The 25300-nt window shown below is 42.8% G+C and carries 25 protein-coding genes and 3 tRNA genes; 12 read left to right on the top strand and 16 right to left on the bottom strand.

The window, feature by feature from the left end; translation table 11 throughout:
- Positions 1-26: 26 nt before the first annotated feature.
- From F897_RS05110 to F897_RS05120, 3 genes are all read left to right on the top strand, one after another.
- A complete protein-coding gene (locus tag F897_RS05110; RefSeq protein WP_005233756.1) occupies positions 27-1067 on the top strand; it encodes a hypothetical protein in 1041 nt (346 codons plus the stop codon).
- 72 nt (positions 1068-1139) lie between these two features.
- The gene (rrtA, locus tag F897_RS05115) at positions 1140-1712 is read left to right on the top strand and encodes a rhombosortase (protein WP_005233757.1); all 573 of its coding nucleotides are present in this window, start codon (positions 1140-1142) and stop codon (positions 1710-1712) included.
- Positions 1713-1889: 177 nt separating this feature from the next.
- A complete protein-coding gene (locus tag F897_RS05120; RefSeq protein WP_005233758.1) occupies positions 1890-4172 on the top strand; it encodes a TRAP transporter large permease subunit in 2283 nt (760 codons plus the stop codon).
- Between the two features lie 48 nt (positions 4173-4220).
- Here the strand turns inward: F897_RS05120 and F897_RS05125 are convergent, their stop codons facing one another.
- The 6 genes from F897_RS05125 to rnr all read right to left on the bottom strand — a co-directional run bounded on the left by F897_RS05125 (position 4221) and on the right by rnr (position 11036).
- A complete protein-coding gene (locus F897_RS05125) occupies positions 4221-5096 on the bottom strand; it encodes a DMT family transporter (protein WP_005233759.1) in 876 nt (291 codons plus the stop codon).
- Between the two features lie 60 nt (positions 5097-5156).
- On the bottom strand, positions 5157-5576 hold the full coding sequence (locus F897_RS05130) for a hypothetical protein (protein ID WP_005233760.1): 420 nt from the start codon (positions 5574-5576) through the stop codon (positions 5157-5159).
- 14 nt (positions 5577-5590) lie between these two features.
- Entirely contained in the window at positions 5591-5803 is a 213-nt protein-coding gene (locus F897_RS05135) for a YheV family putative zinc ribbon protein (protein WP_171064841.1), read from the bottom strand.
- A gap of 40 nt (positions 5804-5843) precedes the next feature.
- Entirely contained in the window at positions 5844-7883 is a 2040-nt protein-coding gene (locus tag F897_RS05140) for a M3 family metallopeptidase (protein ID WP_005233761.1), read from the bottom strand.
- A 71-nt stretch (positions 7884-7954) separates the two neighbouring features.
- Positions 7955-8509, bottom strand: a complete 555-nt coding sequence (locus F897_RS05145; RefSeq protein WP_005233762.1) for a hypothetical protein — start codon at positions 8507-8509, stop codon at positions 7955-7957.
- 79 nt (positions 8510-8588) lie between these two features.
- On the bottom strand, positions 8589-11036 hold the full coding sequence (gene rnr, locus F897_RS05150; RefSeq protein WP_005233763.1) for a ribonuclease R: 2448 nt from the start codon (positions 11034-11036) through the stop codon (positions 8589-8591).
- A 260-nt stretch (positions 11037-11296) separates the two neighbouring features.
- Between rnr and F897_RS05155 the strand changes: the two genes are divergently transcribed.
- The 4 genes from F897_RS05155 to F897_RS05170 all read left to right on the top strand — a co-directional run bounded on the left by F897_RS05155 (position 11297) and on the right by F897_RS05170 (position 12503).
- Positions 11297-11386, top strand: a tRNA-Ser gene (locus F897_RS05155).
- 13 nt (positions 11387-11399) lie between these two features.
- Positions 11400-11476, top strand: a tRNA-Arg gene (locus tag F897_RS05160).
- 117 nt (positions 11477-11593) lie between these two features.
- A complete protein-coding gene (locus F897_RS05165) occupies positions 11594-12196 on the top strand; it encodes a dihydrofolate reductase family protein (RefSeq protein WP_005233766.1) in 603 nt (200 codons plus the stop codon).
- A 230-nt stretch (positions 12197-12426) separates the two neighbouring features.
- Positions 12427-12503 (top strand) — tRNA-Arg (locus tag F897_RS05170).
- Positions 12504-12604: 101 nt separating this feature from the next.
- Here the strand turns inward: F897_RS05170 and F897_RS05175 are convergent.
- The gene (locus F897_RS05175; protein WP_005233777.1) at positions 12605-13906 is read right to left on the bottom strand and encodes an SRPBCC family protein; all 1302 of its coding nucleotides are present in this window, start codon (positions 13904-13906) and stop codon (positions 12605-12607) included.
- Between the two features lie 160 nt (positions 13907-14066).
- Here F897_RS05175 and F897_RS05180 point away from each other — a divergent pair, with 160 nt between their 5' ends.
- The 3 genes from F897_RS05180 to F897_RS05190 all read left to right on the top strand — a co-directional run bounded on the left by F897_RS05180 (position 14067) and on the right by F897_RS05190 (position 16432).
- Entirely contained in the window at positions 14067-14564 is a 498-nt protein-coding gene (locus tag F897_RS05180; protein WP_005233780.1) for a YcxB family protein, read from the top strand.
- Between the two features lie 26 nt (positions 14565-14590).
- Complete coding sequence (locus F897_RS05185; RefSeq protein WP_005233782.1) at positions 14591-15232, top strand: fumarylacetoacetate hydrolase family protein; 642 nt, start codon at positions 14591-14593, stop codon at positions 15230-15232.
- A 261-nt stretch (positions 15233-15493) separates the two neighbouring features.
- On the top strand, positions 15494-16432 hold the full coding sequence (locus F897_RS05190) for a DMT family transporter (RefSeq protein ID WP_005233783.1): 939 nt from the start codon (positions 15494-15496) through the stop codon (positions 16430-16432).
- Between the two features lie 128 nt (positions 16433-16560).
- On the opposite strand, the gene F897_RS05195 is transcribed toward F897_RS05190, so the two are convergent.
- Positions 16561-17808 carry a YihY family inner membrane protein gene (locus F897_RS05195; RefSeq protein WP_005233785.1) on the bottom strand — a complete coding sequence of 416 codons (1248 nt, stop codon included), beginning with the start codon at positions 17806-17808 and terminating at the stop codon, positions 16561-16563.
- 113 nt (positions 17809-17921) lie between these two features.
- Between F897_RS05195 and wrbA the strand changes: the two genes are divergently transcribed.
- A complete protein-coding gene (wrbA, locus tag F897_RS05200; RefSeq protein WP_005233787.1) occupies positions 17922-18518 on the top strand; it encodes an NAD(P)H:quinone oxidoreductase in 597 nt (198 codons plus the stop codon).
- A 51-nt stretch (positions 18519-18569) separates the two neighbouring features.
- Here wrbA and F897_RS05205 read toward each other — a convergent pair whose 3' ends face one another.
- The 4 genes from F897_RS05205 to F897_RS05220 form a co-directional block, all read right to left on the bottom strand.
- Positions 18570-18986 (bottom strand): hypothetical protein, encoded by a 417-nt coding sequence (locus F897_RS05205; protein WP_164071337.1) that lies wholly within the window; start codon positions 18984-18986, stop codon positions 18570-18572.
- Between the two features lie 395 nt (positions 18987-19381).
- On the bottom strand, positions 19382-19957 hold the full coding sequence (locus tag F897_RS05210) for a xanthine phosphoribosyltransferase (RefSeq protein WP_005233791.1): 576 nt from the start codon (positions 19955-19957) through the stop codon (positions 19382-19384).
- 90 nt (positions 19958-20047) lie between these two features.
- Entirely contained in the window at positions 20048-20707 is a 660-nt protein-coding gene (locus F897_RS05215) for a DUF3108 domain-containing protein (protein ID WP_373686180.1), read from the bottom strand.
- A gap of 207 nt (positions 20708-20914) precedes the next feature.
- Positions 20915-21601, bottom strand: a complete 687-nt coding sequence (locus F897_RS05220; RefSeq protein WP_004786832.1) for a hypothetical protein — start codon at positions 21599-21601, stop codon at positions 20915-20917.
- Between the two features lie 262 nt (positions 21602-21863).
- Between F897_RS05220 and F897_RS05225 the strand changes: the two genes are divergently transcribed.
- Positions 21864-22721: an energy transducer TonB gene (locus F897_RS05225; protein WP_171065445.1), complete on the top strand. Its 858-nt coding sequence runs from the start codon at positions 21864-21866 to the stop codon at positions 22719-22721.
- A 47-nt stretch (positions 22722-22768) separates the two neighbouring features.
- On the opposite strand, the gene F897_RS05230 is transcribed toward F897_RS05225, so the two are convergent.
- The 4 genes from F897_RS05230 to F897_RS05245 form a co-directional block, all read right to left on the bottom strand.
- Positions 22769-23119 carry a hypothetical protein gene (locus F897_RS05230; RefSeq protein ID WP_005233798.1) on the bottom strand — a complete coding sequence of 117 codons (351 nt, stop codon included), beginning with the start codon at positions 23117-23119 and terminating at the stop codon, positions 22769-22771.
- 157 nt (positions 23120-23276) lie between these two features.
- On the bottom strand, positions 23277-23576 hold the full coding sequence (locus tag F897_RS05235) for an antibiotic biosynthesis monooxygenase family protein (RefSeq protein ID WP_005233800.1): 300 nt from the start codon (positions 23574-23576) through the stop codon (positions 23277-23279).
- A gap of 92 nt (positions 23577-23668) precedes the next feature.
- On the bottom strand, positions 23669-24151 hold the full coding sequence (gene ybeY / locus F897_RS05240) for an rRNA maturation RNase YbeY (RefSeq protein ID WP_005233802.1): 483 nt from the start codon (positions 24149-24151) through the stop codon (positions 23669-23671).
- A 34-nt stretch (positions 24152-24185) separates the two neighbouring features.
- Entirely contained in the window at positions 24186-25262 is a 1077-nt protein-coding gene (locus tag F897_RS05245; RefSeq protein ID WP_004786823.1) for a PhoH family protein, read from the bottom strand.
- Positions 25263-25300: the final 38 nt, after the last annotated feature.

The following is a 25300-nucleotide window of genomic DNA, read 5'->3' on the forward strand; positions in this document are numbered from 1 at the left end:
TAATCACAATTATAGAGGACAGGAAAATGTCGAGCGTCCGAAAAATATGCCAAGGTATGGCGACCATTGCAATAACAACAACAGTTCTAACAGGATGTTCTCAGGTCATTAAAACCGGTGCCAATGTGGCGCTGGGTTTCACTGAAAAGCATATTGTTCCACCAATCCTGGCGATGGATGATGCCGAGATGGTGTGTAATTCCGGGAATTCTTTAACGCCGGCTATCATGTCGACCAAGGGAATGGGGGCTGATCCGACTCGTGTTGCAGTACTGATGTATTCTGCAGCCGGAATTTGTGCCGAGCAGAAAGCGCTGGATGCAGAGCTACGGTATCTGCGTGCTTCTAAAGTCAATCAGGTGACTGAAGCTCAGGATGCGCGGATTGAGCAGAAACGCTGGGCTGCACTGGCTGCACAACGCCAGTATACGGGTTATCAGTTATTTCAGACCCGTTATGGGAAAAAATATAAAAAAGCGCTGGGGGAAAGCTGCCCACGCATGAACAGTGATATTGAACAGACAGTTTATCTGCTGGGCATGCTGAGTGGCTTGCAAGCCATGACCAATGACATTAATTCTGGTGGGGCCGTACAAGTACCCAAAGATATTGCGGCTGTGGTTGAGCGTGGCATGGCCTGTCTGGATAATACCAAATTCTGGGGCGCGCCAAATGCAACCCGTGCTGTAATCTGGACTTTATTGCCAGGGGCAGGTGATGGGAAACCTGATCCTTACCAAACTCTGAAACAGTCAGTACAAATTGGTGAGCAAAAAGGTGTACGTTTATCACATGCCTTATATGCTGTAGCCGCACAGGCCAGTGGGGATGATGCCAAAATTCGTGATGCGTTAAGAACCTTTGATCAGGCACGTAGTGATGAGAAGCCGGTCAATCCTCAGTTCAAGCTGATCGACAGTATGGCTGCCATTATGGTGAATGGTATTTCTGACCGTTACTGGACTGAAAATACCGGTATTCGTAGTGCAGATGATGGCATGCAAACCTTCTGGGATGAAACAGATAATTCCTCAGAACTGGATGATCTGTTCAGAGCTGATCTATAATTTAATGAAAAATTAAGTGAATGATGCTCATAGAGGTCATTTTCAATATGTTGAAAGGAGTTCAAGGAGCCGATGCAAGATCAACATCTTCGACGAAAAATTATTTTTCTGGCGGCTTTTGTCTCTCTTTCAGCGAGTTTGCAAATCTTTAACGATGCTTTCATCTACTGGCAGGAAAGCCTGCTCGGGGAATTCTGGCGGCTCTGGACTGCGCACTGGGTGCATGTCGGCTGGGCCCATTATTTTCTGAATATTCTTGCCTTTATCTGTTTGCCTTTCATTTTTCCCCGTGCATCTGTGTGGCATTTCGTCTCAATCCTTTTGATTCTGCCACCGTTGATCAGCCTGAGTTTTTATTTTTTCCTGCCAAATATTGAAGCATATGCAGGACTATCCGGGGTATTACATGGGGCCTATGTCGCAGTCGCCTGTGTGCATCTGCTTTATCAACGTGAACGTGGATTTGCCGTACTGGTATTATTTTTAATCTTTGCCAAACTAATTTGGGAAAATACCATTGGAAATCAGGAAACTGCACAACTTATTGGCAGTCCGGTACTGGTCGAAGCGCATTTGTTAGGGGTAATCTGGGGAGTAGTAGTCGCATTACTCTATATCTTGGGTAACTATGTTGGGGATAGCTGAAACTGTTGGCAGAAAAGACAAAAAGAAAAGATAAATTGTCATTTTTATTCTGCTGATTTTCATGCAGAGTCAAAACAGAAAATAATAATACTGACCCTTGTAAAGGAATTTTCGGGGCAGACAGAAAGACCAGCGCTTAAAAGAATGTAAGGCGCGAAAACAAGAATAGGAAAATACATGCACAACGATAATCAAAACAGATCAGGATTAGGTCTGTTACGTTATATCTGGACAGAGTGGATCTCGACCTTTGTCGTGCTCATCTTGCTCTTACTGACCTTAGTGATTGGAACCGGGGAAATGATTCATGGTCAGTTACTGCGTATGGGCGAGCGTCTGTATGGTGATCCGGCGACAGGCATGCAATATTCGTTTTTGCGTGCTGAACCGAAAGCACCACAATGTGATCGTAATATTAATGTCGATCAAAAAGTTCAGGAGCAGATGAAAGCAGATGCCGCCGATGAATATGCCGATTTCTTCGGTGTACGTTCTGAAGCGGATGTGCGTGCTGCAGTTATGCAGGCACAACAGGTCTGTGAAGAGTCCTACCAGTTCTATGATAAGGCAATAACGCATATTGAAGCGCATCCAAGTATTCGCGCTTATCGCAGTTTTGAAACCTCATTCTTTGGCATTTTCAAGTTTGGGACTGAAAACCGTGCCTTACTGTTGATTATCATGGTGGTATTTGCTGCAATCAGTGCGACATTAAAAACCCATCATATCGGTCTACGTAGCCCAGCCACCCGTATCGATTTCAAAGTCTATTCCGTGGCGATGCTGATCGCGAACAGTTTCCTAGTCTATTCTTCCTATAGCCAATATATGTCGGTGCTGAATTCCGGGGTGCCGATGGGAGACATGAAGTATGTCTACTGGCTATGGATGATTCTCTTTGGAACATTGACCCTGATCAGTTTGTACCAAGTCATTAAGCCACCCCAGGCGACCCGAGAAGGGGGTAGTTTCGGACTGGCTTTCTTAAGCGTGCCACTGTATGCCTATATGGCTATCAGTACCGGGTTTAACTTTGTCTTCTTGATGGATTACCCGATGGGTCAGGGCATCTATCTGGGGCAACTGGTTGAATTTTCGAGCATCTTCCTGAATCTGGCCTTATTTATCTGGGCCGGTATGTTGCTGAAACAAACCCGTGTCGTAGACATGTTCCTGAATATCCTGCGTCCATGGAATCTGGCTCCAGAAACCTTGACCTGGTTAATCCTGCTGGCAGCTGCACTACCTACTGCTTATACCGGTGCATCCGGGATTTTCGTGATTGCTGCGGGTGCAATCATTTATAAGGAAGTTTGGAATGCCGGTGGTCGCCGTCAGTTTGCCTTGGCAGCAACTGCGATGTCCGGTTCACTCGGTGTAGTACTTCGCCCATGTCTATTAATTGTTGTGGTGGCTTCATTGAACAAGGAAGTGACGACAGATATGCTGTATCACTACGGTGTCTACGTCTTCTTGCTCAGTTCAACATTGTTCCTGATCATTTCGCTATTCTTTGCTGAAAGCAAGTTCCGTATTGCTGCACCTGGTCTGGCTGCACCTCAGTCTGCACGTGCCTTTGTAAATGTGATTCCTTATATCGTGATTTTCATTCTGATCTGGCTGTTCTACAAATATGCCTTGTCTACAGATCTGAATGAATTTACTGCACCTGTCATGATGCCAGTCATTCTGTTGATGATCGTGCTATTTGATAAGTTACGTCATGAGCCTGCACCATTACCGCCAATGGGACATTGGGATGAAACCTTAACTACCACCTTAGGTTCAGCAAATACGCCTGCAATGGCGACCGCGGGTACAGCCATGAATGCTGAATATCGTGAAGCAGAGCATATTGAGCAGCAGGGCAGTGAGCTGGCTGTAGACCATGGTGTAAAACGTTCGACTGTTGGTAAAAGCTTGCGTCAAGTCGGCTTCTGGAAATCATTACACATTTCGACCAGTGAAACGGTTGGACACATTGGTGCGCTGGTGATCCTGATGGCACTGTCTGTCAGTGTGGGTGGCCTGCTGGAACGTATGGAAATTATGGAAGCGTTCCCGACAGATATCAGCAGTACCATTCTGGTGATTTCCATGATTGTTGGCCTGATGGTGTTCGTTGGCATGATTATGGATCCATTCGGCGCAGTGATCCTAATTTCAGCAACGGTTGCACCAGTGGCCTATCAGTATGGAATTCATCCGGTGCACTTCTGGATGATTACCTTGATTGGTTTCGAGCTGGGTTATGTGACACCGCCAGTTGCCCTGAATCATCTGTTAGCAAGGCAATCCATTGGTGATGCTGAGGTAGCCGAGGCGGATGCAGAAGTTCGACATAAGTCCTTCTATTACCGTTATGAGCGCTGGATTTTACCGATGATCGTGTTACTGCCAGCGATGTTGATCATTGCCTATGTACCTTATGTATTTAAGCTCTTCGGCTGGTATCAGTAATTTAAGCAAATAAAAAAAGCACTTTCGGGTGCTTTTTTTATTGTGGCCTTAACGCAGTCTAAGCTTATTTTGTAAAGCAGGACTACACAGTAAAATCCCACAAAAAATCAGCCCTAGTCCGAGCAGACTATAGAGATCCGGAACTTCCTGCCAGAATATAAAACCCCATAAGCCAGCAAAGAAAATCGCAATATAGTTCACTGGCCCAATCTGACCAGCAGGTGCCAGTTTATAAGCATTGGATAGAAATAACTGGCTGGTATTTGCCAATAAACCGGCTGCAATTAAATAACCGAGTTCAGTCAGAGTATAAGGACGCCAATGCCAGAACATTGGAACCATGGAAATCAGGGTGCCGATCAGACAGAAATAAAACACAATCCGTTCTGGTGGTTCGGTTTGAGTTAGGGCGCGTACAGTAACAAAAGCCATAGCAGCCAGGAAGCTGGCACTCAAGCCAATCACAGACATCAGGTTAAATAAACCGGAATCAGGCTTAGCCACGCACAACACGCCAATAAAACCGATCGCAGCAGCCAGTAACATGCTTTGAGTGACTTTTTCTTTTAGAAACAGCCAGGCAATCAGTGGAATAAAAATCGGTGAGGAATAGGTGAAGACCATGGCATTGGAGAGCTTTAAATGTGCAATGGCATAGAAAAAGCCATACATCGCTGTCAGACCTGCGACAGAACGCCAGGTGTGCATCCAGAGTTTTTCAGTTTTAAAAAAGCTAATGCCTTTATTAAAGATTAATGGCAGAAAGATAAACAGGCCGACAAAATTCCGGAAAAATACCACCGTGGCATTGTCAACCGTGTGTGAGGCGAAGCGGATACAGACGCCCATGACTGAAAACAGAAAAGCGGAACAGGTCAGAAAGACAATTGCCTTAACCAGATGCGAGGGAGAGGCTACACTCATGGGGGAACTTAGCTAGAAAATCTGTGGATATTCTAGCTGAAAATCCCTAACTCATTCTGACTATTGTGCCAGTTGTGCTTCGAGTAACTTGATTTGTTCCTCTTTGAGTTTAATCAGCTCATCCGCATCACTATGCTGTTGCTTCAGGCTTTTTTCCTGCTCATTGAGCTGTTGCTGGATATCTTCCAGTTTGGCAATTTCTTCTTTCGCCAAAGTAGCATTCTCAGTAAGTTCTTCTCTTATAATAGAGGCATCGACTAGGACATTTTCAGAAGTAGGCACAATTTCTTCCAGTTCAGCTTCTGCTTTAGGTGCTGCTTGTGTCACCGGTGCATGCATCAAGTTACCCTGATGTGCCGGTAATGTTTCATTTTGCGTGAGAAAAAACTGTGTAATTATTAAAACAGCAATAATCACAACAATTAATCCACTCACTATTCCCCATAAAAGTTTAGGATTTTGTCGATGATCTAGAGTCATTTAGGTTCCCGAAATTATTCTTTTGGCTGACGGGGTTTAAACTGAATCACACCAATTTCATCCGGAACGGCTGGTGACTCAGGTTCCTCGATATGGGTAGGACGGTTTTCTTCATACCCACATTCGATACATTCAATCCATTCAGCTTCACCAGAGGTCAGCATAACGATCCGATCTAACGCCTGACATTTAGGACATTTTGCGCCTGCAATGAAACGACGTTTGATAGCCATCATACTCACCCTGTGATTTACTTAAAAACGTAGTTTAAGCGTTTTTAGAGCGGTTCGTCCAACCTTGATGACGTAACAAAGCATCTATTTTTGGCTCTCGTCCACGGAAATTGATAAATGCGTCAAGTGCTGTATCTTTTCCGCCAACTGCTAGAATTTTTTGTCTAAACTGCTTTCCGGTTTCAGTGTTAAAAATTCCTTCTTCTTCGAAGCGATCGAAGGCATCACTGGCCAAAACTTCTGCCCATTTATAAGAATAATAGCCCGCTGCATATCCACCCGCGAAGATATGACTGAAGCTGTGCTGGAACCGGTTATATGGTGTAGTGGGTAAAACGGCGTATTTTTCACGAATCTCGTTCAAGGTTGCCTGAATCTGTTCAGCATTCAATGCCGGATTGGCACGGTGAATGCTCAGGTCGAATAAAGCAAATTCCAGCTGACGCAAAGTTTGCATACCGGACTGGAAGAAGCGAGCATCCAGTAAGGCTTTTAACAAGTCAGCAGGTAAGGCTTCCTTGGTTTCGATATGTTCGCTAAGCAGGTTTAAACTGTCCTGATCCCAAGCCCAGAATTCCATAAACTGGCTTGGTAGCTCAACAGCATCCCAATCCACGCCGTGTGTACCAGCCACAGCAATATTGTCCACTTCTGTCAGCATATGATGCAGACCGTGACCAAACTCATGGAACAGGGTAATCACTTCATCATGAGTCAGTAGTGCAGGGCGGTTACCGACTGGTGGAGTAAAGTTTGCCACCATATAACAGATCGGTTTTTGCAGACCTTCAGCAATTTGCATGCGTGACCGGAAGCCGCTCATCCAGGCACCGCCACGTTTGCCCTGACGCGCATAGAGGTCAAAATAGAAACCGCCAATCACTTCGCCTTGGTCTTCCAGTTCAAAATAACGTGCATCTGGATGCCAAACTGGCGCTTCACGTTCAATCACCTGAATGTCATATAAACGTTTCAGGATACTGAACAGACCTTGCAAGATTTTTGGAGCTGGAAAGTAGGGTTTGAGTGATTCCTGAGACAGATTAAACTGCTGCATTTTCAGCTTTTCAGAATAGTAACTGCTGTCCCAAGGTTTTAAGTCAGTAATACCATCTTCAGCAGCGATGGCTTTCAGTTCAGCCACTTCCTGTTCAGCAGGCGCACGGGCATGTTCTGCCAGATCACGCAGGAATTCATCCACAGCTTCGACATTTGGTGCCATTTTGCTGGCCAGTGAATATTCGGCATAGTTATTAAAGCCTAATAGCGCTGCTATTTCCTGACGTAGTTTCAGGATCTCTTCCATGATGGCTGTATTGTCAAATTCAGTCTGTTCGGACTGATCTGACGCGCGTGTGGTATAGGCTTTATAGAGTTCTTCACGCAGGCCACGATCTTGGGCATGAGTCATAATTGCCAGATAAGACGGAAAATCTAAAGTGGCAACCGGCTGATCCAGTTCACGTTGCTGGCCATATTGTTTTAACAGTTCAATATTACTTTCAGACAGACCAGCTAATTCTTCTTCCTTAAGTGGTCTGAAATAGGCTTGAGTTGCATCCAGTACATGATTGGAGAAATCTGAGGAAAGTTGTGATAAACGTGCAGAAATTTCTGCATAGCGTTTTTTTGCTTCACCCTCTAGCGCTACGCCTGACAATTTAAAGTCACGTAGCGCCAGTTTAATTGCACTTTGCTGAGCTTCCGGTAATTCATTAAAAACTGGTGCATCCTGTACATGTTGATAGGTTTGATACAGGGCCGTATGCTGACCTAGCTGAGTATAGTAATCACTTAGACCCGGTAATAATGCCTGATAGACATCACGGGTTTCACTATTATTCATGACTGCGTTCAGATGCGACAAAACGCCCCAGGACTCGCTCATATTATTTTCTAGCGTATCAACCTGTTTTAGGACCGCAAGTTGTTCCTGGACAGTATAAGGTGTCTGGGTCAGTTCATTTAGAAATTGCAAACCTTGCTGAATGCAGTTTTCAATTTTTTGTTTAAGGTCTGCCAGCGTAATCTGATCGAATTGTGGAACGGGTAAAGTTGCTTTTTCTAATGTCATGTCGTTTCTGCCGAAGTCATTTCCTATGTTAAATCTAGATGTAGGGCTTATTGGCAGGGAAATCAAGCTATCTATAATTTTTTCTCAATTTTTTGATTTAAGGTTGTTAAAGATTTATTGATATTTTTTAATTGTTCTAAGATGCCGCCATTGGATGAAGGAAGAGATTCTAGTTCATTTATATCGATAATAGAGATATTAGTGATTTTTGTTTTCCAGAGGTTCAAAGGATGTTTATAAAAATAAGTCACAGTGAAGGTGATAGATGTATTCTTTAATGATTCTTTAAGACCTCCATATTGTCCCCAACCATATATGTAACTTTGATTAGGTGGAAATACTGTTATTCCATTTTTAAAAATACCAGAATCAAAAAATTGCTTATTAGAATTTAATTTCTCAATTCCAAATGCTGCTTGAGGAATAGGCTGGTCGCTGAAGATTCTTACATTGTGAGCAATAGATTTACCGATATTTTTAATATGAAGTTGAATTAAAGATTCTTTTCCATAATGAGGTGTAGCAAAAATTAGAACCTGTGGCTGTTGATCTGATTTAAACACTGCATAGGTTACAAGTAGAGCTGTGAGGGAAATGATTAATGTAAGAATATTAACTGTATCCAATTTATAATTTTCCTTTTAATTAGTATATTGATTATAAATAAAAAGAGCGCCGTAGCGCTCTTTTTATGATCATCAAACATTATTCAGTCTTGGCTTTTGCATTCGACTTTTTCTTTTTGATCTTGGCTTTTTTCTTTACTTTATCTTTAGCCTTTGCTTCAGACTTTCCTGCAGATTTTTTAGCAGGCTTTTTGCTGTAGGAACTGGGCTTTGATTTGTCTTTTTTGCGTCGTATGGGCTGTTCTCCATCATCACTGGGCTGGGCTTTTTGCGCACGCTCATGATTATTGAAGACTTCCTCTTTTGCTTCCAGACGTGGTGCAGGTTTTTTTTCTGCGACACGTGGAGCACGGGCGCGAATTGGACGACCCGCATGAGTCAATTGCTGGATCAGCTCAAAATCAATTTTGCGTTCTTCCAAATTGACTCCTGCAACCTTGATCTTCACTTCATCACCTAGGCCGAAGATCTGACCACGGTTCTGGCCGACCAGACTCTGGCTGCTTTGATCAAAGACAAAGAAGTCATCGCCCAACTGGCTGACATGCACCATACCATCGACATAGAGGTCTTTCAGCGTGACAAATAAACCAAATTCAGCCGTTGCACTGATAATGCCAACAAACTCTTCACCTAAATGCTGCTGCATATAGTGACATTTCAGCCAGGTCGTTACAGAGCGGGAAGCTTCATCAGCACGGCGTTCTGTTGCTGAGAAATGCTCACCGGCATCATCTAAAGAGGCACCTGAAATTGGATATGGCTTTTTACTCAGATGGGCTTTGATAGCACGATGTAATAACAGATCTGGGTAACGGCGAATTGGAGAGGTGAAGTGCGTATACGCTTCATAAGCCAGACCAAAGTGACCAGCATTGTCGGCACCATAATAGGCCTGCATCATGGAGCGTAATAACACGGCATGAATACTTGGCGCATCAATCCGGTCTTTGGTCGCTTCAATGACTGCCTGATAATCGGCCTGGGTTGGCTGTTCCGGGAATGGCAGACCCAGCAGTTTCACGAAATCACGAACTTTCTGGATACGCGAAAACTCAGGTGGTTGATGCACCCGGTACAGCATCGGTATTTCATTTTTCAATGCATATTCAGCTGCTGCAACGTTGGCCAGCAACATACATTCTTCAATCAGCTTATGCGCATCATTACGGGTACGTGGCAGAATTTCATTAATACCACCCAGCTCATCGAAAGTCATATAGGTTTCAATGGTTTCGAATTCCATTGCATTACGTTCAGCACGCAAGCCTTTTAGAATTTGATACAACTGGAACAGGGTATTTAGTGATTTACGTACACTACGATCTTCAGTAATCGCTGTACTGTCACCTTCAAAATACTTCGCGACCTGGTCATAAGTCAGACGTGCTTTGGAATGCATCACCGAAGGATAGAATTCATACCCGGTCACTCGGCCAGCACGTGACAGTTTCAGGTCACAGACCATGCACAGACGATCGACATTCGGATTTAATGAACACAGGCCATTAGAGAGTGCTTCAGGCAACATTGGTAAAACGAAGTGTGGGAAATACACGGATGTTCCACGTTCTTGAGCTTCATCATCCAATGGTTTGCCCGGACGTACATAATGACTCACATCAGCAATTGCAACGACCACACGATAGCCACCGCCCGGACGTTTTTCTGCATAGACTGCATCATCAAAGTCACGTGCATCTTCACCATCAATAGTGACAAGCGCTAAATCACGTAGATCGACACGGCCGTCACGATCTTTGGCAGAAGGCTCTTTAAAACTTTCCGCTTCTTTCAAGACTTCTTCAGGGAATTCATATGGCAGGCCATATTCCAGAATCGTCTGTGGAATGATGATTTCGGTATCGGCTTTGTCTGCCATCGACTGCACAATATGGCCAGTCGCAAATTCTTCTTTGGTCGGGTAGGTGTCAATTGCCACGCGGATTGAATCGCCGACTTTGACCTTGGCATGCTCGATCAGCTCTTTTTCTAGAGTAATAGGCTGATGTGCATTTGGATTAGCTGGCTGAACAAAGTATTCGCCTTCGTATTCAGACACTTTACCAATGATCTGTTTGACACGATGCTGCAAGACCTCGGTAATAAAGCCCCATGCCTTACCTTTGCGGTCTACTGAGGTCTGACGGACTTTGACACGGTCACCATTAAAGACCTGACGCAATTCACGCTCAGGTAAGAGCAGGTCATCTTCACCTGAAATATTGGCTGTACCGCTTCCCTTGGAGTTGATATATACCGTTGCTTCATGCTCAGGTTGTTCCGCCGCGATCTGGAACTTGTAACCGTCTTTCATCAATTGCCCGTCACGTACCATCGCAATCAGACGATGGCTCAGGGCATCAATACTTTTTTGATCGGCAATTTCAAAATATTCCACCAGGTCGGCATGGGACAGGGCAGTTTTTTCTTCTATAGTTTCGAGAATCAGGGTACGGCTTGGAATAGGGTTGTCATAACGTTCGGCTTCAGCTTTTGCTTCAGGATCGACCCAATTTTTCATCATATCTTTAAAGTGTCCTTGGAGATAGGTTTAGCATAAGTCATGTCAGTGCAGACTGCACGTAAATGATTGCAATAATCTGTTTAAGTTTTCGATTTTTGGCTAATTTTAGATAACTGGGAATTTATCGGGTTTTTCAGGACTTAAATGACTAAAAACAGGGAAATTGTTTAAAAAGTATTTAAACGAGCAAAAATATGCAGTTTTTTTTCAAGCTGTGCTTGCAGTGCTATGCCGAAATTTGTATTATGGCGGCACGTTACGGTGAGATGGGTGAGTGGCTGAAACCACGTCCCTGCTAAGGACGCATACGGGTAACTGTATCGAGGGTTCGAATCCCTCTCTCACCGCCACTTTACTTATGTCGCGCTCATAGCTCAGCTGGATAGAGCACTTGGCTACGAACTAAGGGGTCGGGAGTTCGAATCTCTCTGAGCGCACCAACTTGAACAATGAACCGCACATGTTGCGGTTTTTTTGTGCCTAAAATTTACAGAATCCGCCTCAAACACATGCTAAAAATAAATCCTAGATGACTCAATAATAATAAGGGCAGCGTGATGAGAAAAATCATTGTCCAGGAATTTCTGACTCTAGACGGTGTAATGCAGGCACCCGGCGGTCCGGAAGAAGATACATCGGGTGGCTTTCAATATGGTGGCTGGGTGGCGCCGTATTTTAGTGCTGAACCCGATTCAGCATTTGATCACATCATGCAAAAATGGATGCAGTCTACCGATATTTTGATTGGTAAGAATACCCTTCAGATTTTTGGACCTTACTGGCCGAAGCATGCTGAAGACTGGCCAGGAATTAATGAAGTAAATAAATATGTGCTATCCACCAGTTTGGATCACTCGGACTGGCAAAATACGATCTTTCTAAAAAGTATTGATGAAATCGTTAACCTGAAGGCTTCAGGGGAGGAGGATCTTCGGGTGTATGGCAGTGCCGCAGTGGCACAGGCACTTTTTAAGCATGATCTTGTGGATGAACTCTATTTAATGACCTTTCCTGTAATATTGGGCAAAGGAAAACGTCTATGTGCCGAAGACTCTACGCCGGCAGCATTTGCACTGACAGATCATCAAGTTACCTCAAATGGCGTGGTATTGAGCGGTTATCAGCGGGCAGGCGAGGTTAAAACTGGTCTGGTTGAATAGCTCCATTAGGCTGTGAACAAATGAATATGAGGCAATTAAAAATCAATTTGGTCGATTCTAGAATTTGCCAAGTCTGGGTTATTGTTTTTAACTCTAAATCCGCAGGAATTTTCATCAAAAAAACTGAAATATTGCAGTATCGTTTAATTACTGTACGTTCGGTTATGATTTTATTAAAAAACACTTAACAAGTACTGAAAACTCTATATAATGCACTCCATCAAGACGTCGCGCTCATAGCTCAGCTGGATAGAGCACTTGGCTACGAACTAAGGGGTCGGGAGTTCGAATCTCTCTGAGCGCACCAATCTTGATAAAGAATTCTGAAAAAACCGCACATTGATGCGGTTTTTTTACATCTGTAGTTTTTTAATTTTTCATATAAAAAACCAATAATTAGAAATGAACTTAAGATTTTAATTTCCGCTGTATCTTCAAGGCGTAGACCGTATTGCCACCAACAGCCGGCAACATGTCATGATAGGGAAGGCTACGCATAGCTTTCAGTAAGAATGGCGCCTGATCATGAATTTTCATAGAACTGGTGATCTGGAATAGCGTTCCCTGAGATTGATGCAAAAGCTTCATTCCACCCCGTACAAATTTTAAATCTCCGCCATTGGCATAGAACTGGTTTTGTAAGGTATTTGGCTGTTCAAAACGCATTTTAAAATTAAAGGGAATCTGAATGACGCCCAAGCCGACTGATACCTTGTAGTTAGCATCAATACTTTGCGGGTTGACTGGATTCAGTTCCACTTTTTTGATTTGTCGTGGAAAGAGTTTCTGGCTGGCCTGAGCCGATAACCAGGGCTGCAGCTTCTCAGTCGGATGCGAGAAATATTGATAGGTGGTACTGAATCTTAGATTTTCTGAATCTTTACCGGCCTTGACCTGATAATTGGGCAAAATAAAGCTGACTGGCTGTCCTGATTTCTGACTGAGCTGGGCAATTTTCTGGGTTTGCTGATTACTGAGCTGAACCTGGGGCACTGCCGTATTTAAAGCTACGGCAGCAGGATATTTAAAGCGCTGTTGTAAAGCTTCAAGCAGAAAGGCATTGGTGCCGGCGGGAATGCCGAGTTTGGCTTCCGGTAGGGCATTTAGAATCTTGCTAAACAGAAAACCTTGTGGCTGGTTTAGATCGCCCCATTGCGTTACTGTCATTAAGGTTTTATTGGGACCCAGTGCAAACCATTCCAGCTTTCCGGCCCCATAGGGAATTGGCGCATCCAGAATCAGTGTGCTGATACTGTTATTTTCCAGATGATGCTGCATCACCACAGTTTCTTTAAAATTTAAGACTGGAATTGGGGTAGGAATATGCACCTGATATTTGACTTGTTGAATGCTCCCTTGCTGCTCAATTATTTTGGCGGATTTTAGGGTCGGAAACAGGCTGACATAATTCGGATAATGTTGCAATAATTTTTCGACTTGTGCTTCGGATGTAGGTAAGACCACAGCCGCACTGTAAAACTGGGATTTGCTACTAGAAGCTGTTTTAAAAGTCGGTAGATGGGTTTTGCCGGCGGGATGCGCATAAATCAGGATACGCTCGCCAGTGAGTTCGGCCAGTTGCTGAGAATTGCCTTGAAATACATCAAGACTGCTTGGCAGATTAGGGGTCCATGGCGTTATTTTTGCGAAAGCCGGTGAGATTGCAAATAAGGTGCTACTCATCAGCAAATAGGGGATTAATCCTTTCATCCAATATCCTATTGTGTGTTTTTTGTTTTTATAATGATTTATTTAAAACTAAATTCAGTTATTTCCAAAGCAAAGTTATGTAATTGATAGCATAAGCCATGAGTTTTAAGCATATTTTGATATAGTATGGGTCAGGATTTTATATTTTTGATGTGATGCTATGACTGAGTCAGCACCGACTTTATCCACCCGTTATTATCTCACTCTAGAAGAATCTCAGGATGGATTTGCCCTGGCCACTTTTGGTAAAAAACAGATTTCACGCTTTCTAACGCCTTTGGTCAGCATCGGAATTATTATCTGGGGCTTTTCAATGGGCCTGAATGGGGTTGGTCGTTATTATGTGGCTTTGGGTGCCTTCTTCCTGATTCTGCAGGGTATCATGCGCTACTGGTTCCTGCCGATGATGTTTAAGCGCCAGTTTGTAAAATATCAGTTTGAAAAAAGTGAACAGGGCATTGACCTGTTTCAGGACTATGCAGAAATTTTCAATAACGAGCGTAGCAAGGTCGTGCATTATAATGAAGTACAAAGTTTTGCCATCGGCAAGCTGACCTATATGCTGGAACTGAAAAACCGTACAGTGGTGATTGTGCCAAAACGTGCCTTTAAAGATGGTACTGAGCAAAGCATTTTCGAAAATACCTTCAAGAAATAAGACAGATCAAGAACAGGAAAGAGATCATGAGTATACGTCCATCGAAAATTGTTTGTGTCGGTCGCAGTTATGCTGACCATGCCAAAGAGCTTGGAAATGCGGTACCTGATCGTCCTGTACTGTTTATCAAGCCACCGAGTGCTTTGACATCACTGGATGCTGGTATTGAATGGAATCCGGACTGGGGTAACTGTCATTATGAGTGTGAACTAAGTTTGCGTATTGACCGTACCTTAAGCAAGGAAAATGATCCTGCCAAAGTTTTGCAGGCAATTGGCGCTGTGACTTTAGGTCTGGATCTGACCTTACGTGATCTGCAGGATGACCTGAAGAAAAAAGGTCAACCTTGGGAACGGGCCAAAGCTTTTGATGGTTCTTGTGTACTTGCTGACTGGATGCCAGTAGGCGATGTGATTGCTGACTGGAAAGATGTGCACTATACGCTGGAGATCAATGATGAGCTGCGTCAAAAAGGCGATACAGCTTTATTGATTTTTGATATTGCAACTTTATTGGCAGACATTAGTCAAGTATTTACACTTGAAGAAGGCGATGTGGTCATGACCGGTACACCAGCAGGGGTGGCTGCCTTGCAATCGGGTGATCAATTGAAAATGACCCTAAAAGGCCAAAATCAGGATTATGTCTGGACGACATTTGTAAAGTAAGACCGAATTTTTGAGATCAAGGAGCCGAAGGGCTCCTTTATTTTGCTTAGAAAAGTGTAATGAGCAAGGGATAATTTATCAAATTGATCAGACGCGGTTGCCATTCGGTTTCTAGATATAGATTGGGTAGTGTCTAAATCGTTTTTTATGCATCCCCATTCTTAACTGAATCACCCCCTCATTGATCTGTTTTGAAGTATATCTTCTACTTCTAACATTTCTAGTATGTAGCGGCTCAAATCGAGAACAGGACTATATTTTTTGAATCATCGTCAGGCACTAGATGTCAAAGCATCTGCCATTATGTTTGTACTATGTATGTTGGGGGGGGTGCAGCAGGTCGTGCTGAAATGGGCGACCAGTGATATTTCTGCCCTGATGCAAATTGCATTACGTTCAGCCTTATCTGTATTTATGGTTTATCCTTTAATTCAGCAGAGTGTGCGCCGTCAGCTTTGGAGTGCACGATACTTGTCTGTGGGTTTACTGGTGGGTGTGCTGTTTGCCGCTGAATTTTATCTGGTGGGTGAGGCACTGCGTTATACCTCAGCTTCGCATACCATTGTCTTGCTCTATACTGCACCGATTTTTGTGGCTTTAGGCTTGCATTGGAAACTGCCGGCGGAACGTTTGTCTCATGTACAATGGAGCGGAATTTTTCTTGCCTTTAGTGGTATTGTAGTGAGTTTCCTGCTACGCCCGCAGACAGGATCTGCTTTACAATCTCATGCCTTATGGGGAGATTTTCTGGCATTACTGGCTGGTGTATTCTGGGCAGCCACGACCGTGAGTGTACGTTTGAGCTCGCTGGCTGAAGCGCCTGCAACCCAGACCTTATTCTATCAATTGCTGATCGCTGGCATGGTATTGTTGCCTTTGTCCTTTTTGACTGGGCAAGCCAGTATTCAATGGACAACTTTGTCGATTTCCAGCCTGATTTTTCATACGGTGGTGATTTCCTTTGCCAGTTATTTAATCTGGTTCTGGATGCTAAAACATTATCTGGCTTCACGTTTAGGGGTGTTTTCCTTTTTAACTCCAGTTTTTGGCATGCTGTTTGGTGTGTTAATTCTAAATGAGCATGTCGAGATCAGTTTTATTGTAGGGACCTGTATGGTAATGCTGGGCGTGATTCTGGTGAGTTTACAAGGATGGTTAAAGAAGCCTGAGCCTCAGATCAAGACTCAGACATCTATATAAAAAGATGGTCAATGAAAATAACGACACCTGGTTTTTGGATAAGTATAGCTTTAATGACAGCAAGGACGATTATCCGCTGAAAATCAAATCAATCTACTTAAAAATCCTCTCAAAAGAGAGGATTAAATTTATTTACTGCGGAACAGTTCTGATAATGGAAAATTGAGTTTTTCTTCCAGAAATTGATCAGTTTCATTCAGCTTGGGTGAGAATTTTTGCATCCAGAGATCATCAGTATGCACATCAGTCAGATGCTGTTTGCGCGGTAAAGGATAAGGAAGCTGTAGATAAAAATTCCAGAAGCTGACCTGATCTAGATCGCGTACCAACACATATTCATTATCATCCGTGCGTTTAATCAGATTCTGTTTTTCAAACATGCTGACATAACTTGGCCAGCGTCCAATTTCATCCCGTCCCAAAACTTCCAGTGCCTGTGCTTCACTGACACTTTCCCCAGTTTTCTGCTTTTTATAAAATAACTCTAATAGATCAAGTAACATGACGATCGGATGGCGCTTATTGTCCTGTCCAGATTCGAATGCAGTCAGGGCATAGCTGATTTCCACGCCCAACAATACAATAATCCACGACAGATAAATCCAGAGCAGGAAAATAGGGACAGCTGCGAAAGCTCCGTAAACAATTTCATAACTGGTAAAGTTTGACATCAAAAAGCCGAACAGGTTTTTCAGCAGCTCGAAGACGATGGCACTAAACAGGCCGGCAATAAAAGCAGATTTGAGTGGTACACTCCGATTAGGAATAGTCCAGTTCAGAATAAAAAAGCCAAGCACGGTCAGAGAAAACGAAATTACCCAGAGAATAAAGGCGCCATCCAGTTCATAACCGGCAAAGTTGTTACTGAGAATATTCATGGAAGCCAAAGTAGAAGAAATTACAAAGGCGCTGCCCAGCAAAATTGGACCGAGTGAAATAATAGTCCAGTAACGCATAAAACCGATAATGCCACCGCGGGTTTCAGTCACACGCCAGATCCGATTAAAGACCGTTTCGATGCTACTGAGCATCAGTACTGTGGTAATGAATAAGAAAAGAATACCGATAATAGTTAAATTGCTGGACTTCTCCGTGAAGGCATTGAGCGCTTTATCGAAGGCGATGGTCGTTTTAGGTAGAAAGTTACTATAGATCAGTTGTTGGAGCTGTTGTCTTGCCGGTTCCAATGCTTTGATTGAAGAGATAATGACCAAAAAAACGGTCAGCATAGGGACTACCGCAAACAGGGTGGTATAGGTCAGTGAACCTGCCTGCTCACGACACCGGTCAGCCTCAAAACGCCGTAGTACAAATAAAATAAATTGAAACCAGTGTTTTTCATAAAAAGGTAACTTCTTTAAATATTCAACGATCATGCGCTTTCAATCTCAATTTTTTTATTCATCATGAATTTTCATTCTTCAGCTTACCCAAAAAAGTTGCGAAATACCGTATAGTTTTATTTTTTTAAGTAATGAATAAGAACTTTATGCAACCTTATGTCCTTGTTTTATATTACAGCAAATATGGCTCAACCAAAGAAATGGCACATCTGATTGCGAATGGTGTTGAAGCAGCAGGGATGGCTGTAAAAATTCGTACTGTTCCGAATATTGCGACGGTGGTGAAAGAAGCAGAACCGAGTATTCCGGCAGAAGGCGATATCTACTGTACTTTAGATGATCTTGCCCAGTGTTCAGCTTTGGCATTAGGTTCACCTACCCGGTTTGGAAATATGGCTTCAGAAATGAAATACTTTTGGGACCAGACCACCAGCTTATGGCTGAATGGTGCTTTGCATGGTAAGCCAGCCTGTGTTTTTACCGCGTCAGGCTCAATGCATGGCGGACAGGAAAGTACTTTACTGACGATGCTACCGCCATTGTTTCATCATGGCATGATGATCATGGGATTAAGCAATGCGACACCAGCTTTGTCTAATACTAAAAGTGGTGGCACGCCTTATGGCGCAAGTCATGTTAGTGGCCCACGACATGACCAAGGCTTAAGCCAGGATGAGAAAATTTTGTGTGAAGTACAGGGTAAACGTCTGGCCGAAGTTGCTTTAAAACTCTATCAGGCTTAAGAAATTAATTAAAAAAGGAAATGAAGAATCAGCTTCATTTCCTTGATTTTATTAATCTTCTTTTTGATCTTTTTGATCTTTTTGATCTTTTTGATCTTTTTGATCTTTTTGATCTTTTTGACTGAATCTGTGTTTGCAATTCAGACACTGATAATCCAGAAACAGATTACGATCTACTGAAACGCCTGCTTTTTTACCTAAGAAGTTTCCGACCACGCCCCCAGTAATGCCTACGCTGATTGCGCCTACGAAGGTTCCAACCGTGCCGCCTACAATTACCCCTAAAGGACCTGCGACTGTACCAATGGCAGCGCCAATTGAAGCGCCAGAGGCTGCGCCACCCACTGTACCGGCCGTGGCACCGGCTGAGGTCATTAAAATACCACCAATTTTTTTCAAATTCTTTTCGTGATCACGTAGCTCAATTTCCATTGAACCACATTTAGGACATTGCATAGGATTTTCCATCAGCGATTAGTATTTATTCATTTTAAGCAAATGTGTGACATGGGATCTTACTTAGACCAGTAGCTATCCAACACATCCGGCTTAACAGTATGTCGGTTCTGAATATTGAAGTCAGGAACATTCCATACCAATTTGATTCTAGTGGAATTTTATTCAGAGAAGTTTAGCTGAGTTGTAAATACATGCATTTTCCACTTTTATAATTTTTTGCTGGATAAGACGATTAATATGTAGGGTTAAGGTATCAATGCACTTTTTTATGGGTTTAGGCGGGCATTTTTTGTCTAAAGGGTGATGAATCTAAGGTAGATTATATTTGTTCTTAGCTAACCGAAATTAAAAAAATCCAATAAAAAAGAGTGCCGAAGCACCCTTTAAAATATTCATTTGTAAACTTAATCGCGAACAAATTCGACAGTACCATTTGCCAAAGATTTCACACGCGCTAATGATTCAACGCGGTAACCTTTTTCAAGTAACAGGTCACGGCCTGGCTGGAATGATTTTTCAATCACAATTCCGATCCCTACCACTTCAGCATTCGCCTGATGAATCAAGTCAGCAAGACCAAGTGCTGCCTGACCATTTGCCAGGAAGTCATCGATTACTAAAACTTTATCAGTTGAGCTGATGTGTTTGTTTGAAATGGCAATCGTGCTTTCAGTCTGTTTGGTAAATGAAAATACTTTAGAACGGTATAAATCATCTTTTAAAGTGAGAGACTGGTATTTACGTGCAAAAATCACTGGAACACCAAGCTCTAAGCCTGCCATGACTGCAGGTGCAATACCCGATGCTTCAATAGTAATAATTTTGGTAATACCAGCATCTTTAAACAGACGCGCAAATTCCTGACCAATTTGCTGCATCATGATTGGATCAATTTGGTGATTTAAGAAAGAGTCAACTTTCAAAACTTCTTCAGATAGAACGATACCTTCGGCTAAGATTTTCTGTTCTAGTGCGTGCACGGGAGAATCCTCAAGAGCAGGTGCTTTTTAAAGCAAAAGCGTATTGTAAAAAGCACCCAAAAAAAATCAAGCGAAATTCACCAAAAAACCTTAGTTCGTTTTACCGTTATAGCCGGTCAGCAGTAAACCGTAAGAGGTTTTCTTATCGACATGCGATACTTTAACTGGTAAGTAGTCCAGTTTCGGTGCTAACCAGAAAGTAGTTTCACGGCCTGGTTTGTTGTGCTTAATCACTACTTTAATGGTACTAAATGAACCATATTTGGTGCTTACCGTTTCTGTACCTTGTTTGACGAATTTACGGCCTTCCACCTCTTTGGCATCAGCAATGTAGTAATTCGATTTTAAACCACCATTTTTCAGGTCTTCACGAATCTGCAATTCAGCATTTAGCTCATCCAGTACATCCGCTCTCCAGGCAAAAGAACGTTTTTCATCATCTTTCTTGGTACTGATTGTTTTGCTAGAAGGATTGAAGTTAATACTCATGGTATTGCTATGCACCAGAATCTTACTGGTACGACTGAAACTGCTTGAACCAATCTTGCCATTATTAAAAGTGAAACGGCTGGTTTCAGTCGCCGAAGCAACACCACCTGCTTTGGCTGCAAAAACATAGGTCCAGTTATTACCAGATTTGCTCAAGGTACGGGTAGCAGAACCCATATTTTTTCCATTGTAGCTAAACTGATAATTGGCTTGGAAAGGCGCCATGGCGAAGGTCTGGGTGGATAAACCAGTAAGTACCATTGCGGTAGTCAAGCCTGCAGTCACACCTAAAGTTTTGAATACAGTTTTCGCCATAAAAAATTGTCCTGTGTAATTTCAGATAAAATTGATCACTTTCCACTTTTTATTATTTGGTCAAAATATGGAAAATGAAGGGAGATTTTCAATAAAAATGTATATTTCATGTAGTTGCTGGCGTGTTTGTTTAGGTATTGAATTACACACAGTTTAAGTCGGTTCTTTCTGTTTGATCGGTGTGACTTTATTGTCATCCATGTCGTCTTCGTCCCATTTCTCTTCTTTTTCCTGAGAAAGCTTTCTGAACAGGGCTGCAAGATTCACATTACCAATCACGACCAGTTCAGCTTCACGAAGTACTGCATGGTTCACATGAACCTTACCAAGTGTCTCAATCACCGAGCGGTTTTTACCTAACCAGCGATTCAGATCTAGATGCAATAAATCATCTTTTACTTTAATGACGCCGAGTTTTTCCAGAATCATGCCAAGAGGATCCTTATTCAGCACGCGCTGATAGAAAAACAGGGCAAATCGTACCCCTAGTTTATAAAAGACATTTGGGTATTTGGCTTCGATCAACTGGGTATCACTGATCTGTTCAAATACGATGAGCTGCGTATTCTTATTCAGCTCCATTTGCACCAGTTTTAAATCAACCGATAAGGTCACGTTCAGACCTTTATAGTCCAGCGTGGCATAGAGTCGTAACCAGTCATCATGCAGATCGGCATGCAGATCTTTCAGCATGGAAACATTGTCAGTGACAAAACGTTGAAATGTCGCATTCAGGAAAACTTGAGACAAAGGGAATTCGCGTTCATCCTCAATAAATCCTTCCGCCTTTTGATACGCTTGGCGAATTTTATTAGAAATATTGGAAATTAGCGTTTGCATCTTTAAGCATCCTGGCAACTATATGTTTTAATTCGAAGTGTATCTTGTCGAATTGTATAAAAAATACAAGAGTTTCAGCTTGCAGTTTAGCAAAATAAATAGCACCATTTTTAGGGTTTTAGTTATGTAACGTTGAAGATTTGATAGGTTTGGCATTTTTAAAAGAAAAATGCAAAGCTGTTTATTTTTTAATTTTTAAAAATGCTGTTTGAGGGATGAACTCAAGTCTGGGTTCGTAGCGATGAGATCAACCATGATATTAATGCCTCTGGTCAAAGCCTGGTGGAAAGATCCAATTTTTAATAGCGCCGTATTTGCAGCTGTTATTTTGCATGTGATTTTTCTCACGCTGGAATTTGGTATGCCACAAGATCAGGAGAGCATGACTAAAGAAATTGCAGTCAGTATTCGTCAAACTGATGAAAAAATTGAGCATGCAGATTTTCTGGCTCAAACTGACCAGCAAGGTTCAGGTAAATTTCGTGAAGCACATCGTATGTCGAGCGATATGCCTGCACCGTTGATGGAGCAAAAGACCGGAGAAGAGCAGCAAGAAAGTCCGGACATGTTGCAACAGCAGCGCGAATTAAGCTTTGAAGAAAAAGTACTGATGACGACTTTAAGCTGGCAAAAACAGGCAGAAGAAAATCAGCGCAAAAAAATGCAGGAACAGTTACAAAGTCAGTTTCAGGCCAAAGCCGCTATGGTAGCCAGTCTTGAAGCCCAATATCTGCAACGACAACAAAACTTCAGTCGTCAGCAAAAAATTAAAACCGTAGATGGCATCCAGTCCAAACAGGATGTCTCTGCTGCTTATCTGGAAAAATTCCGTCAAAAAGTGGAGTTCTATGGTAACCGCTATTATCCAGACGCGGCCAAACAGCAGAATCTGGCAGGAGAGGTGCGTTTGATGGTGATCTTGAACCAGAACGGCGGAATCCGTGCAATTCGCTTAATTGACAGTTCAGGACATAGCTTGCTAGATGAAGCTGCAAAATCTTCAGTACGCAAGGCAGCACCGTTCGGAGCATTTGATGCCAAGATGTCGGATATTTCCGAGTTACGAATCATTCGAACCTGGCGTTTTGATCCGGCTGAAGCGGAGTTTGAGGTGCGTTAATCCGGGCGCTTCGCCTGTATATAACTACCTTGCTGAGTTCCATCGTCTCAGACTACATTTAAATGGTTTTCATCTATGGCTAGATATTTGGGAAATATCATCAAGTCCTGGTACTTTGGATCTGCTTTTAAGCCAATACACTCTTTATTTTGCCACCATGTTCCTTCAGCAAATTGATCCAGAGCACCATAGGCCAGATACCATTTAAAGGTACCATCTGCTTGCAGAAGCAACTCCGAACCTAATTCCATAACTCCGTTTAAATAATAATGGCCTGCCCATAAGCTTTGGTTCTGTTGAAATTTGATTTTTGGGCACATGTGAATTGAGTGGGCATAAAGTAGTGAACACAGCCAGGGAGAGAAAATAAGTAATGCAGTCGAGAACAATCTTTTCATTACGTTCTCCTAAAATTTTTGAAGCACAGTTCTTTGTTAAAGTTCATTATGTGCTTATGGATTTCTGGAGGAAATCATGAATGCGTAAGCAGATATTTTTTAAAACTCTGTATCTAAGAACAGATCAAGAAAAAAATAAATAAGGATCGATGAGTATTTAATTTAAATGTGCATCATAGCGCCGTAAAACTTCACAGACTTCCACGCTGAAATATGTATACCAGCTATTTTTCCCTAGCTCTTGAGCGGCCTGATGTTCAGCATCTGCATGCCAGGCGCGAGTATCATGAAGACTGTTCCAGTAAGAAAGTGCAATTTCCTGAGTACCTTCGGTTAAGGCTTCAAAATACTGGCAATGAAATTGTGAAAGGGCTCTTTCTCTCATTCGCTGGGCTGTTTCAAAATAACACTGATCTAATTCTTTAATTCGCGCTTTGAAAATCACGACATATTGCATAGTAGTTTTTATTTTATTTCTTAAATTGAGCTTATTATGAAGTGAATAAAATGAAAAAAGCGAGCCTTGGCCCGCTTTTTAATTGTTGAATTTTAATCTCTTTCCAGATAGGGATTAGCAATACCAAGTTTGTCCAGAATCTCGATCTCAATGTCTTCCATTTCTTCAGCATCTTCCTCTGAAGTTTCATGGTCATAACCCATCAGATGTAAAGTGCCATGTACCAGCATATGGGTGAAATGGATCAGTGGAGCTTTGTCCTGTTCAGCAGCTTCACGCAGCACTACTGGAATACAAATCACCAGATCACCGATCGGGAAAGCATCCAGAACCTGTGCCATTTCATCTGGAAGTTCACTTGGAAAAGATAGGACATTGGTCGGTTTATCCTTGCCGCGATATTCCAGATTGAGTTTATGACTTTCATCATTATCGACACAGGCAATGCCAATTTCACAATCACTTTGGGTGCCGATATGGCGCAAAGTGGTTTCTACAACTTTTTTAATATAGGCACGTTTCAGCACCAATTCTGGTGACTGAAAGTCCTGTTGCAGGGAGAGACTAAGTTTCAACGTGAATCCTTAAAAATTAAATAACAATGCAGCGTTAATGCTGTGCATCAGCCGCAGCATCATTCTCAGCTATCAAGGCTTCCTGACGGGCTTTACGCTCAGCACGAGCCTCAGCGCTTAAACGCTGCTGTTCACTGTCCCAGCCTTCGTAGGCTTCAACAATTTTCTGAACCAGCTGGTGACGCACGACGTCACGAGAATGGAAACGGGTAATATGAATCTCAGGGATTTTATCAATCACACGTAAGGCATGTGCCAGACCAGACTGCTGACCACGTGGTAAATCCACTTGAGTCACATCACCAGTAATCACTGCACGTGAACCAAACCCTAAACGGGTCAGGAACATCTTCATCTGTTCAGGTGTGGTGTTCTGGGCTTCATCCAGAATCACAAAAGAATGATTCAGGGTGCGACCACGCATATAGGCGAGCGGTGCAACTTCAATAATCTGACGTTCGATCAGCTTGGCCACTTTTTCAAAGCCGAGCATTTCATACAGGGCATCATAAAGGGGACGCAAATACGGGTCGATCTTCTGGGTTAAATCCCCCGGCAGGAAGCCGAGTTTTTCACCTGCTTCAACTGCAGGACGAACCAGTAGGATACGCTGGATTTCATTACGCTCCAGCATATCTACAGCGGCTGCAACGGCAAGATAGGTTTTACCAGTACCCGCAGGACCAATACCAAAGGAAATATCACTTTGCAGAATACGCTGTACATAACGTTTCTGGTTGGCACCGCGCGGATTGATTCGGCCTTTTCGAGTCTGCAGCCAGACATTGTCCAGACCGGTATGTTCCTGTTCTTCCAGGTTCTCCTGGAGTTCACGATCGGTCTGGCTACCTTGAATCATCATATGCAAAGTATCTGCACTGATCTGCTGGCTGTGTTCAGATTCTTCATGAAGACGTTGCAAGAGCATTTCGGCTCTCTCAACGGCATCGATTCCACCATCGATAAAGAAACTTTCACCTCGGTGGGAAATTTTGACGTCTAAACGTTGTTCAATTTGTTTCAAATGACCGTTATAGGCACCTAAGACGGCTTGTAAACGGTCCATCGAAATTCCAGGAAAAGCTACTGTACGTCGAATCGTTGCAGTCAAGAGTGTTCCTTTTAAAAGTGTACGTTATATGCTCTACA

Origin of the sequence: Acinetobacter variabilis (assembly GCF_000369625.1) — a bacterium.
GTDB lineage: Bacteria > Pseudomonadota > Gammaproteobacteria > Pseudomonadales > Moraxellaceae > Acinetobacter > Acinetobacter variabilis.